The 10,443-nt window shown below is 69.1% G+C and carries 13 protein-coding genes; 3 read left to right on the top strand and 10 right to left on the bottom strand.

Annotation, left to right across the window (positions count from 1 at the left end):
* Together A3A5_RS37730 and A3A5_RS37735 are read left to right on the top strand one after the other, a co-directional pair.
* A partial coding sequence (locus tag A3A5_RS37730; RefSeq protein ID WP_018309675.1) for an RNA-guided endonuclease TnpB family protein occupies positions 1 to 378 on the top strand: 378 nt, incomplete at its 5' end.
* A 95-nt stretch (positions 379 to 473) separates the two neighbouring features.
* Complete coding sequence (locus A3A5_RS37735) at positions 474 to 965, top strand: CYTH domain-containing protein (RefSeq protein WP_018309676.1); 492 nt, start codon at positions 474 to 476, stop codon at positions 963 to 965.
* On the opposite strand, the gene A3A5_RS0105860 is transcribed toward A3A5_RS37735, so the two are convergent.
* From A3A5_RS0105860 to A3A5_RS0105880, 5 genes are all read right to left on the bottom strand, one after another.
* Entirely contained in the window at positions 935 to 1,657 is a 723-nt protein-coding gene (locus A3A5_RS0105860) for an ATP-binding cassette domain-containing protein (protein ID WP_018309677.1), read from the bottom strand. The two genes, A3A5_RS37735 and A3A5_RS0105860, sit on opposite strands and share 31 nt — an antisense overlap.
* An 11-nt stretch (positions 1,658 to 1,668) precedes the next feature.
* Complete coding sequence (modB, locus tag A3A5_RS0105865; RefSeq protein ID WP_018309678.1) at positions 1,669 to 2,379, bottom strand: molybdate ABC transporter permease subunit; 711 nt, start codon at positions 2,377 to 2,379, stop codon at positions 1,669 to 1,671.
* 18 nt (positions 2,380 to 2,397) lie between these two features.
* The gene (gene modA / locus A3A5_RS0105870) at positions 2,398 to 3,171 is read right to left on the bottom strand and encodes a molybdate ABC transporter substrate-binding protein (RefSeq protein ID WP_018309679.1); all 774 of its coding nucleotides are present in this window, start codon (positions 3,169 to 3,171) and stop codon (positions 2,398 to 2,400) included.
* 210 nt (positions 3,172 to 3,381) lie between these two features.
* Positions 3,382 to 3,576, bottom strand: a complete 195-nt coding sequence (locus tag A3A5_RS0105875; RefSeq protein ID WP_018309680.1) for a DUF1059 domain-containing protein — start codon at positions 3,574 to 3,576, stop codon at positions 3,382 to 3,384.
* 71 nt (positions 3,577 to 3,647) lie between these two features.
* Positions 3,648 to 4,589, bottom strand: coding sequence for a 2-hydroxyacid dehydrogenase (locus tag A3A5_RS0105880; protein ID WP_018309681.1), 942 nt, complete (start codon positions 4,587 to 4,589; stop codon positions 3,648 to 3,650).
* A gap of 176 nt (positions 4,590 to 4,765) precedes the next feature.
* Here A3A5_RS0105880 and A3A5_RS0105885 point away from each other — a divergent pair, with 176 nt between their 5' ends.
* Positions 4,766 to 5,326, top strand: coding sequence for a nucleoside 2-deoxyribosyltransferase (locus A3A5_RS0105885; protein ID WP_018309682.1), 561 nt, complete (start codon positions 4,766 to 4,768; stop codon positions 5,324 to 5,326).
* 16 nt (positions 5,327 to 5,342) lie between these two features.
* Here A3A5_RS0105885 and A3A5_RS0105890 read toward each other — a convergent pair whose 3' ends face one another.
* Genes A3A5_RS0105890 through A3A5_RS0105910 form a run of 5 tightly spaced genes read right to left on the bottom strand, consistent with a single transcriptional unit; the run spans position 5,343 to position 10,182 of the window.
* Positions 5,343 to 5,948 (bottom strand): membrane integrity-associated transporter subunit PqiC, encoded by a 606-nt coding sequence (locus A3A5_RS0105890; protein ID WP_026200497.1) that lies wholly within the window; start codon positions 5,946 to 5,948, stop codon positions 5,343 to 5,345.
* Positions 5,945 to 7,600, bottom strand: coding sequence for an intermembrane transport protein PqiB (locus A3A5_RS0105895; RefSeq protein ID WP_018309684.1), 1,656 nt, complete (start codon positions 7,598 to 7,600; stop codon positions 5,945 to 5,947). The genes A3A5_RS0105890 and A3A5_RS0105895 overlap by 4 nt, the downstream gene beginning before the upstream one ends.
* Positions 7,587 to 8,339 (bottom strand): paraquat-inducible protein A, encoded by a 753-nt coding sequence (locus tag A3A5_RS0105900; protein ID WP_018309685.1) that lies wholly within the window; start codon positions 8,337 to 8,339, stop codon positions 7,587 to 7,589. Before A3A5_RS0105900 ends, A3A5_RS0105895 begins: the two co-directional genes overlap by 14 nt.
* On the bottom strand, positions 8,336 to 9,025 hold the full coding sequence (locus A3A5_RS0105905; RefSeq protein ID WP_018309686.1) for a paraquat-inducible protein A: 690 nt from the start codon (positions 9,023 to 9,025) through the stop codon (positions 8,336 to 8,338). The genes A3A5_RS0105900 and A3A5_RS0105905 overlap by 4 nt, the downstream gene beginning before the upstream one ends.
* Positions 9,025 to 10,182 carry an AI-2E family transporter gene (locus A3A5_RS0105910; RefSeq protein WP_018309687.1) on the bottom strand — a complete coding sequence of 386 codons (1,158 nt, stop codon included), beginning with the start codon at positions 10,180 to 10,182 and terminating at the stop codon, positions 9,025 to 9,027. Before A3A5_RS0105910 ends, A3A5_RS0105905 begins: the two co-directional genes overlap by 1 nt.
* Positions 10,183 to 10,443 lie beyond the last annotated feature (261 nt).

Genomic DNA, 10,443 nt, shown 5'->3' on the forward strand with positions numbered 1-10,443 from the left:
GAAGCGCCGGGGAAGAACGTGAAGGCCAAGTCGGGCCTGAACAAGGCCATACTCGATCAAGGCTGGTTCGAGTTCCGCCGTCAGTTGGAGTACAAAGTGGCGTGGAATGGCGGCTGGTTGGTGGCAGTGCCGCCTGCGAACACGAGCCGGACGTGTCCGGCCTGCGGATGTNTGAGCGCAGAGAACCGTACGACACAGGCGAAGTTCGCCTGTGTCGCATGTGGCTACGAAGCCCACGCCGACGTGGTCGGCGCCATAAACATCCTCACACGAGGATTGCAACTGTTGGAAGGGCAGGACGATGCCCGGATAGCCTGTGGAGAGATGGCGCGGTCAGGCCACTCAGTGAAGCAGGAACCCGCCGAAGCGACTACGTAGAGCATCACGTAGCGCGGTAGGAATCCTCCCACTTTCCGGCCTTCGGCCGGCGAGCACCAGCGAGAGGGGGAGGAGGATGTCAAAGTATCGAAGCCGTGCTGCCGCATGCGGCAGCGCTGGCCGACAGCGGTCCCGAGTATATCCGCCAGGACGATACCTTCTTCCCCTGCGCCAACGGCCGGCTCAAGCTGCGCGAGTTCGCCCCCGAGCGCGGCGAGCTGATCTTCTATGCGCGTGCCGACGAGGCGGGGCCCAAGGAGAGCTTCTACATCCTGTCGCCGACGCAATCGCCGGATACCTTGCGCGCCGCGCTGGCCGCGGCGCATGGCGAGGGCGGGCGGGTGCGCAAGCTGCGCACGCTGTACCTGGCCGGCCGCACGCGCGTGCACCTGGACCGGGTCGAGGCGTTGGGCGATTTCCTGGAACTGGAAGTGGTGCTGGCCGACGACGAGCGCCTGGAGGACGGCGTGGCCGAAGCACACGCATTGCTGGCGCGGCTGGGCATTGCCGCGTCGAACCTGATTGAAGGCGCCTACATCGACCTGCTGCGCTCGGCTCAGGCCACGCGCGCCGACACCGGCGCGTAGACCGGCGGATGGCGGCGGCTGGTGCCGCTGCCGAAGATGCGGCCCTCGCGGATTTCCAGCACGTGCTCGCCCAGTGCCTCGACGTCGGCGGGGTCGTGCGAGATCACTAGCATCGGCACATCCAGGCTGGCCTGCAGCGTGCGCAATTCCGCGCGCATGCGCGCGCGCAGCGCGGGGTCCAGCGCGGAGAAGGGTTCATCCAGCAAGACGATGTCGGGCTGCGCCACCAGCGCGCGCGCCAGTGCCACGCGCTGCTTCTGGCCACCGGAGATCTCTGCCGGGTAGTTGCCGACGATGTCCGCCAGGCCGAAGGCGTCGATCCAGCGCTGCGCTTCCGGATGCACGGCGCCGCGGCGCGGATTGCGCCAGCCGCGCGACAGGCCGAAGCCGATGTTCTGGCCCACGGTCAGGTGCGGGAACAGCGCGTATTCCTGGAACAGGTAGGCCACGCGGCGCTCTTGCGGGCGCACGTCGATACCGGCGTCGGCATCGAACAGCGTGCGGCCGTTCAGCACGATGCGGCCGCTGTCTGGCGCCAGCAGGCCGGCGATGGCGCGCAGCGTCAGGCTCTTGCCTGCGCCCGAGGGCCCGAACAGCGCAATGCGCCGGCTGGCCGAGTCGAAATCGATATCCAGCGCAAAGTGGCGGTCGGCCGAGACCATCTGCTTGCGGATGCTGACGTGCATGCTCATGGCGACTCGGCTCAGCGGATGCGCGGGCGCAGGCGCCGGCGTTCATAGAGTTCAGCGGGATTGCGCGCGGCGGCCGGCACCAGGCGTCCGGCGGCCACCAGCAGCAGCACGCAGGTGACGGAGGTCACCAGCACCAGCAGGTTGGCGGTGTTGTCGTCGCCGGCCTGCACCGCTTCATAGATGGCGACTGACAGCGTCTGCGTGCGCCCGGGCAGGTTGCCGGCGATCATCAGCGTGGCGCCGAACTCGCCCAGTGCGCGGGCAAAGGCCAGCAGCACGCCGGCGATGATGCCGCGCGCGGCCAGCGGCAGCGTGACGCGGAAGAAGATGCCGGCTTCGGGCACGCCCAGCACGCGGGCGGCATTTTCCAGTTGATGGTCCACGCCTTCAAAGGCGGCGCGCGCGGACTTGAGCACCAGCGGGAAGGCGACGATGGTGGAGGCCAGCACCGCGCCCTGCCAGGTAAAGACCAGTTCGATGCCCAGGCGCGCCAGCCACTCGCCGAATACGCCACGGCGTCCCACCAGCACCAGCAGGTAGTAGCCCAGCACCGTGGGCGGCAGCACCAGCGGCAGCGTCAGCACCGCATCGACCACGTCGCGCAGGGGCGAGCGCCAGCGCGCCAGCGCCCAGGCCGCGCCGACGCCAAGCACGGCATTCAGCGCGGTGGCCCAGCCGGCCACCTTCAGCGACAGCAGCAGCGGTACCCAGACGGCGTCCATGGTGCGCGCAATGCTCCGTCAGGGCTTCTGGAAGCCGAAGCGCGACAGGATCGCCTGGCCTTGCGGCGAGGCGACGTAGTCGACGAACTGCGCCGCTTCCTTCTGCTGGCGCGTCTGGCTGGTGATGGCGATGGGGTAGGTCACTGGCGTGCGGCTTGGCACGCGCACGGCCACCTTGACCTTGTCCGGCATCACCGCGGCATCGGTGGCAAAGACGAAGCCGGCCTCGACCTCGCCGCGCGCGACATAGTCCAGGCTCTGGCGCACGTTCTGCGCCGGCACGCCCTTGGCGGCCACTGCGTCCCACAGCCCGGCCGCTTCCAGCGCGCCGCGGGTGTAGCGGCCCACCGGCACCGAGGCCGGGTTGCCGTAGGCGATGCGCTTCACTTCCGGGCGCGTCAGGTCCTGCAGCGAGGCGATGGCCAGCTTGCTGTCCGCGGGCACGATCAGCACCACCTGGTTGGCGGCGAAGTTGCGGCGCGAGGCCAGCGCGATCACCTTCTCGGCCTCGGCCTTGTTCATCGCCTCCTGGTCGGCCGAGGCGAACACATCGGTCGGCGCGCCCTTGATGATCTGCTGCATCAGCACGTCGGACGCGCCAAAGTTCAGCACCACGTGCGTGCCGGGATGGGCGCGCTCGAACGACTCGGCCAGCGACTTGAAGGCATTGGTCAGGCTGGATGCTGCGGACACGACCAGGTCGGCGGCAAAGGCGGGCGGCGCGGCCAGCGCCAGCGTGGCGACGGAGGCGGCCAGCAAGAACCCGCGGCGGCAGGAACGGAAGGCAGACATCGGAATCCTCGGGAATCGGCAGCCGGCGTGTGAGCAAGGCCTGTGCGGGTGGACTGTCAGGCGCAATATACGTCTGTATATAGCGCTGCGTCAATGATGCGCCATGACCGCCGTCATGGGTATTTGAAGTGGCTTAAGTGCTGTATCAGTGGCCGCGAATGTGCCCTGGGCAGGATGGGCTGGCACCGCCCGGCGCCAGCCTCGCCGGTTTCAGGCCGGCGGCGTGCCTTCCTTGAACAATGACTTCAACTGGGTGCGCAACTCAGGGGTGTCCTGATGCTGGTGCACGGCCACCGCGTGCTGGACCGCGGCTTCGAGCAGTTCGTCTTCGCTGTCGGCGCTCATTGCCACCGTGCAGTGGGTGTCGCTCGGGAACTCGCGGCAATCGATAAACTTGCGTGCCATGATGCCTCCTGACGCCGGCCCGCAGAGTGGGCTGGAGCCGGTGCATCCAGTATAGGCACGCGGGTAGCCGTCTACAGCACTGGCGTCAGCACCCTGCCGTCAGCCAGGAACGCGTCCAGGTTCTGCAGCGTCAGCGCGGTCATGGCGGCGCGCGTTTCATGCGTGCCGCTGGCCACGTGCGGCGCCAGCACGACATTGTCCAGCGCCATCAGCGCGGCCGGCACGTTGGGCTCGTCCTGGAACACGTCCAGGCCGGCACCGCCCAGGCGCCCTTCGGCCAGTGCCGCCACCAGTGCCGCCTCGTCGATCACGCTGCCGCGCGAGACATTGACCAGGATGCCGCCGGGTCCGAGGGCCTCGATGACCTCGCGCGACACCAGCCCGGCCGTCGACGGCCCGCCCACGGTGGCCACCACCAGGAAGTCGGCCCACGCCGCCAGTGCCTTCAGGTCCGGCTCGAAGCGCCAGGGCGCACCCTCGCGCGGGCGGCGGTTGTTGTACGCGATCTCCATGTCGAAGCCCTGCGCGCGGCGGGCGACGATCTCGCCGATGCGGCCCAGCCCCAGGATGCCGAGCTTCTTGCCCGACACGCGCGTGGTCAGCGGGAAGCCGCCCTGCGGCCAGCGCCCGGCGCGCACGAAGCGGTCGCCATGGGCGATGCCGCGCGCCGCATCCAGCAGCAGCCCGAAGGCCAGGTCGGCGACGCAGTCATTGAGCACGTCGGGGGTATTGCTGACCTGGATGCCGCGCGCGCGGGCCGCGTCCAGCGCGATCGCGTCATAGCCCACGCCGAAGCTGACGATGGCTTCCAGGCGCGGCAGCGCATCGATCAGCGCCGCGCTGCAGCCGTGGCGCGCCGAGGTCACCACCACGCGCACCTGCTGGCCCTCGCTGCGCGCCCACGCGATCGGATCGGCGTGCCGCCACAGCGCGGCGGCGCCGTATTGTTGCTGCAGGGTGGCATTGGTCTGCGGCGCGAGCGGGCCGACCTGGAGGATCTGGGGAGCGGACATGGGATGCGGGATGCAAGGAGGGGACGGGCAATGGTAGCGCAAGGGCCCCCCATGCGCAGGGGCAGGCAAATCGTGCGCGCGCAAGTTGTGCGATGTTCGTGCCGGCCGGTGGTATCGCGCGCGCGGGCGGCGGGTTATGCTGCGATCCTGATCCCTGTTGCCCTACTTCATGTGCCATGAAAACCATCTACCTGGCTGGCTTCGACGTCTTTCGCAAGGATGCGCGCGCCTGGGGCGAGCACCTCAAGGCGCTGTGCGCAGCGCACGGCTTCAGCGGCCTGTATCCACTCGACAAATCCGCGCCCGATGGCCTGTCGGGCGCCAACACCGCGCGCTGGATCTATGACGCCAATCTTGCGCTGCTGCGGCGCGCCGACATGGTGATGGCCAACCTCGACGATTTCCGCGGACCGGGCGAGCCGGATTCCGGCACGGCGTTCGAGGTGGGCTTTGCGGTGGCGCTGCAGAAGCCGGTCTGGGCCTACAGCGCGGATGCGGGCACGCTGCGCGAGCGCGTCACCGTGGCCACCGACGAGGATGGCGCGCCGCTGGATGCGCGTGGCTTCGTGGTGGAGGATTTCGGGCTGGGCAAGAACCTGATGCTGGCGTGTTCGGCGAAGCTGGTGCAGGGTGGGGCGGCCGAGTGCCTGGCGGCGATGGCCGAGGCGATTCACCGGCGTGCCGCCGAAGCCGCCGCCCGCCGCGAGCGCGACACGGCGGCGTGGGGCGACGACTAGGGCCTGTTCATAGGCCCTAGGGCCGCAGCGACTGCACCCCGGCCGCGATATCGGCCGCCGTGCTGGCGACGATCTCACGGTACGCCGCCACGACGCCATCGACCGCGCCGGGCGCCGGCAGCTCTGCCTGGGTGCGGCCGCTGACCACCTTGCCGTCCGGCAGCCGCCGCACGGTCCAGTTGATGGTGGCGCCGGCCCGCTGGCCCACGTCGGCATCCAGGCGCAGCACTTCGGTGGTGATCCGGTACAGCGGCTGCACGTCCGGCATCCCCTGCTGGTAGGTGTCGACCGCGCCCAGCGTGGCCTGCAGGCGTTGCGACAGCGCGTCGCGCAGCTCGTCGGGCAGCGGCGCGGACCAGCGCGCCAGGTCCAGCAGGCGCAGGCCGGCGTCGCCGCCATCGCGCACCACCAGTTGCGGGCGGTTGAGCCGCTCCGGCACGCGCACCGGCGCGACTTCCAGCCATAGCGTGTTGGTCGATGCCGGCGTCGTCGTGGCCGGCAGCGGCGCGACCGCGCCCTGCGCCAGCGTGTAGTAGCGCGGCTCGGGCGAGGCGCACCCGGCCAGCACGGCCGCGGCCAGCGCGCCGGCGAGGAGGCTGGTGATAGAAAGGCGCTTCATCATTCTTGCTCCGGCTTGCCGCGCAGCAGCGCTTCAGGGTGGCGTTCGAGGTAATCGGTCAGCGTGCGCAGCGACGTGGCGGTGCGCGTCAGTTCCTGCAGCATGCGGCGCGTGTCCTGCTGCAGCGGCGCGTCCGAGGCCAGCGTGCCGTTGGCCGCGGTCAGGGTCTTGCGCGCGTCCTGCAGCGCGGCCAGCACCTGCGGCGCAACGTCGCCGTTGAGCTGCTGCACCAGCTTGTCGGCGGTTGCCAGCGTCTTGTTCAGGCTAGCCACCGTGGTGCGCAGGTCCTGGCCGATCTGGTCGAACGGCACCTTGTCGATGCGGTTGACGATGTCGCCCACCTGCGCCTGCAGCTGGTCGAAGGTGCCCGGGGTGGTGGCGAATTCCGGGATCGGTGCGTCCAGGTCGACCTTGGCCGGTGCCGCCTTCGGGAAGAAGTCGAGCGCCACGTACAGCTGGCCGGTGAGCAGGTTGCCGGTGCGCAGCTGCGCGCGCATGCCACGCTGCAGCAGGCCCTGGATGATCTTGCGCGCGCGCTCGCGGTCTTCGACATCACGTTCGCGGAAGCCCATGCGCGACGGGTACAGCTCTACCACCACGGGCATGCGGAACGCTTTCTTGTCGCGCTGGTACTCGATGCCGATCGAACGCACCTGGCCCACGATCACGCCGCGGAAGTCCACCTGCGCGCCCGGCGACAGCCCGCGCACGGACTGGTCGAAGTTGAGCACCGCCAGCGTGGGCGCCAGTTCTTCCGGCTCCTTCATCGCCTCGGCCTGGTCGCTGGCCAGCAGGAACTGCGTGTTCTCGGCCGCGGCGTCGGTGGCCGTGGTGTGGTCCGGCGCCTGGAAGGCGACACCGCCCAGCAGCACCGTCACCAGCGACTGCGTCGACAGCTTGAGCCCGCCGGCATCGAGCTTCAGGTCGACGCCGCTGGCATGCCAGAAGCGCGTGTCGGCGGTGACCAGCTTGTCATAGGGTTTGTTGACGAACACGCGCAGCGTGAGGTCGCGCCCGTTGGGATCAAGCTGGTATGCCACCACCTGGCCCACCAGCACGCGCCGGTAGTAGACCGGCGAGCCGATATCGAGCGAGCCCAGCTCGGAGGCGCGCAGCACAAACTGCTTGCCGGAGGCATCGGTGGTCACCACCGGCGGCACTTCCAGCCCCTTGAAGTCGCGCGCGGATTCATTCGACTTGCCCGCATCCACCCCGATATAGGCCCCGGAAAGCAATGTCTCCAGCCCGGACACGCCGCTGGCCGCAAAGCGCGGGCGCACTACCCAGAAGCGGGTGTCGGCCACGGCGAAGTTCTCGGCGTCCTTGGTCAGGTCGATCGACGCCACCACGTGCGAGCGGTCGCGCGCCAGCCGCACCGACTTGACCAGCCCGATGTCGACGTCCTTGTAGCGCACCGCTGTCTTGCCGGGCGTCAGGCCCTCGGCCGTGCGGAAGGTGACGGTGATTTCCGGCCCGCGCGAGGTCAGCGTATGCACCAGCAGCGAGATGCCGACCACCGCGGCCACGATCGGGATCAGCCAGACCAGCGAAGGCAGCCAGCGCGCGCGGCGCCGGCGTTCGGGCCGCGGCAGGCCCGGCGGTGCCGGCGGGGGCGAACCCGCGGGCGTGGTGGCTTGGTTGTCATTGTCGGGCATTGTCATCTTCCAGCGAGTCCCACAGCAGGCGCGGATCGAAGCTGAGCGAGGCCAGCATGGTCATGACCACGACCGCGCCAAAGGCCATGGCGCCGCCGCCGGGAATGATGGTGGCCAGCGCCCCGGCCCGCACCAGCGAGGCCAGCAGCGCCACCACGAAAATATCGAGCATCGACCAGCGGCCGATCACCTCTACCAGTCCGTACAGCCGGGTCTGCTGCCGGATCCGCCAGGTCGAGCGGAAATGCACGGACAGCAGCAGGAAGGTGAGGATCACCATCTTCAGCAGCGGCACGATGATGCTGGCGACCAGCACCAGTCCGGCCAGCATGTGCGAGCCGGACAGCCACAGATAGATCACGCCGGACAGGATGGTGTCCTGCTGCGTGCCGAGGATGGACTGCGTCACCATCACCGGCAGCACGTTGGCCGGAATATAGAGGATAAAGGCGGCGAGCAGGAAGGCCCAGGTGCGCGCCAGGCTGTCGGGCTTGCGATGGTGCAGGGTGGCGCCGCAGCGCGGGCAGGGCTCGCCCTCCAGTGCGCGCGGGCTGACCAGGTCGCAGGCGTGGCACGACAGCAGGCCCAGCCGGCTGGCGGTCGGGACCTGCGGCAGCGGGTTGCGCTCGTCGTCGTCGGTGAGTTCGGCCACCACCTCGCGCGCCAGCTGGCGCGGGCGGGCCAGGCGGCCGCCTGGCTGGCGGGGGCGCTGCGTCGGCCGTTGCGGCTGGCCTGTCATCGGCCTTCCTCGCCCGCAGCCGCGGCGTTGTCATCGGGCGTTTCCAGGTGGCGCCACAGGTCGCGCGGATCGAACGACAGCATTGCTGCCAGCACGATCACCAGCGCCGCGAACGACCATAGCGCGACGCCGGGCAGCACGCGCGCCATGCTGGACAGCTTCACCAGCGTGACCAGCACCCCGATCATGAAGACTTCGATCATGCCCCAGGGCCGGGTCTGGCGGATGCCGCGCACGATGCGGTCGAAGCCGGCGGGCATGCGGTGCTGCGCCATCGGCACCAGCAGGTAGGCCATCATCAGCATTTCAGACAGCGGGAACAGGATGGTGGTGGCGAACACCAGTGCCGCCACCAGTCCCATCTTGTCGGTGTACAGGGCCTGCACGGCGCCCAGCAGCGTGGTCTGGGTGCGGACCCCCTGCAAGTCCATCTCGACGATCGGGTAGGCGTTGGAGACCAGGAACAGGATCAGCGCGGTGATGACCAGCGGCAGCAGCCGTTGATACTGGCGGCGGCTTTCGCGGTAGAGCTCGCCGCCGCAGCGCAGGCACAGCGCACGTTCGCCAGGCGCGATCGGCGTGCGTTCGTAGACCGCGTCACAGTATTCGCACGCCACCAGCCGGTGCAGCGCGGCAGGCGAGAGCTCGGGGGTGGCGGGCGCGCCGGGCGCGTCGTGCCCTGCCATCAGCCGGGGTGCTTGCCGGTCGTGGCCGGCGGGACATCGGGGTTGTCGACCACGGCCGGCGCCGGCGGCGCGGCCGCCAGCGCCTCGCCCTGCTGCAGGTCATGCTTTACTTCTGCCTGCGAGCCGATGGTCCAGTCGCGCAGCAGCGCATAGGCCACTGCCAGCAGCGTCGGGCCGATGAACACGCCGAGGAAGCCGAACGCCAGCGCACCGCCGAGCACGCCCAGCATGATCCAGATCAGCGGCATGCCGGTGCCCTTGCTGATCAGCAGCGGCTTGACGATGTTGTCAGCCATGCTGACCACGCCCACGCCCCATATCACCAGGAAGATGGCCCAGCCGGTGGCGCCGGTGTGGTACAGCCACAGCGCGGCCGGCAGCCACACCAGCGGCGGGCCGACCGGGATCACCGACAGGAAGAAGGTCACGAAGCCCAGGATGGCCGCGCCCGGCACGCCCGCGATCCACAGGCCGATGCCGGCCAGCACCGCCTGGATGAAGGCCGTGCCCAGCACGCCGTAAACCACGCCCTTGACGGTGCTGCCGGCCAGTTCCAGCAGATGGTCGGCGCGCTCGCCGGCGATGCGGCGCATGCCCGCGCGCAGCCAGGCAATGGCGAACTCGCCGCCGGTATAGAAGAAGAACGCAAGTATGATCGACAGCGCCAGCTGGCCCAGCCCGGCGCCGATCGACAGTCCGGCGCCGAGCAGCACGTGGCCCACCGGGGCGATCAGCTTGCGCAGGTTGGCGATCATCTCGGAATCGGCATTGATGACGCTGTCCCAGGAGCTTTGCAGGTAGGTGCCGACATAGGGCAAGCTGCTCAGCCAGGCGGGCAGTTGCGGGATGCCGTGTTCCATATAGCGGTCGACCAGCGCGGACAGGTCGTCCAGATGCGCGGAGAAGCTGGCGCCGGCATAGACGAAGGGACCCAGCACCACCACGGTGGCCAGCAGCACGCAGATCAGCGCCGCCAGGTTGCGCCGGTTGCCCAGCCAGCGCGACAGCACTGTATAGGGGTACCACGAGCTGAAGGCCAGGATTGCGCCCCACAGCAGCGCAGTGGTGAACGGCGCCAGCACCAGCAGCGAGCCGCCGATCAGCACGATCAGCGCGAAGACGGCTGCGATTTTCTCAATTAACTGGCCGGAATTCATGGATGGCTCTCCCTTGGTCGCGCCGGTGTGACGGGAACGGCGTAAATATAGCTTACGTCGGGGTGGGGGGATGGGAAACGCGGGGAGGGTGATTGGCCCTGGGCGGTTGGTTGTCGTGCTTGGCGGGCGTGGGCTGTTTCGCCGGCGTAGCCGGCGAGTCACTTTCTGTCCAAGCGACAGAAAGTAACCAAAGAACGCGTCGCCTGAGCGGCTGGCTATAAATTGCTCGGCGTTGGTGGTTCCAGCGGTGGTGATTTCCGC

The organism is Cupriavidus sp. UYPR2.512 (genome assembly GCF_000379565.1).
Classification (GTDB): domain Bacteria; phylum Pseudomonadota; class Gammaproteobacteria; order Burkholderiales; family Burkholderiaceae; genus Cupriavidus.

What these genes read in the sequence shown, in the direction of transcription:
- A3A5_RS0105875 (WP_018309680.1), bottom strand. Translation starts at nt 3,576, where the DNA reads ATGGCACGCAAGTTTATCGATTGCCGCGAGTTCCCGAGCGACACCCAC.
- modB (WP_018309678.1), bottom strand. Translation starts at nt 2,379, where the DNA reads ATGGACGCCGTCTGGGTACCGCTGCTGCTGTCGCTGAAGGTGGCCGGC.
- A3A5_RS0105900 (WP_018309685.1), bottom strand. Translation starts at nt 8,339, where the DNA reads ATGACAGGCCAGCCGCAACGGCCGACGCAGCGCCCCCGCCAGCCAGGC.
- A3A5_RS0105895 (WP_018309684.1), bottom strand. Translation starts at nt 7,600, where the DNA reads ATGCCCGACAATGACAACCAAGCCACCACGCCCGCGGGTTCGCCCCCG.
- A3A5_RS0105885 (WP_018309682.1), top strand. Translation starts at nt 4,766, where the DNA reads ATGAAAACCATCTACCTGGCTGGCTTCGACGTCTTTCGCAAGGATGCG.
- A3A5_RS0105890 (WP_026200497.1), bottom strand. Translation starts at nt 5,948, where the DNA reads ATGATGAAGCGCCTTTCTATCACCAGCCTCCTCGCCGGCGCGCTGGCC.
- A3A5_RS0105905 (WP_018309686.1), bottom strand. Translation starts at nt 9,025, where the DNA reads ATGGCAGGGCACGACGCGCCCGGCGCGCCCGCCACCCCCGAGCTCTCG.
- A3A5_RS0105910 (WP_018309687.1), bottom strand. Translation starts at nt 10,182, where the DNA reads ATGAATTCCGGCCAGTTAATTGAGAAAATCGCAGCCGTCTTCGCGCTG.
- modA (WP_018309679.1), bottom strand. Translation starts at nt 3,171, where the DNA reads ATGTCTGCCTTCCGTTCCTGCCGCCGCGGGTTCTTGCTGGCCGCCTCC.
- A3A5_RS0105880 (WP_018309681.1), bottom strand. Translation starts at nt 4,589, where the DNA reads ATGTCCGCTCCCCAGATCCTCCAGGTCGGCCCGCTCGCGCCGCAGACC.
- A3A5_RS0105860 (WP_018309677.1), bottom strand. Translation starts at nt 1,657, where the DNA reads ATGAGCATGCACGTCAGCATCCGCAAGCAGATGGTCTCGGCCGACCGC.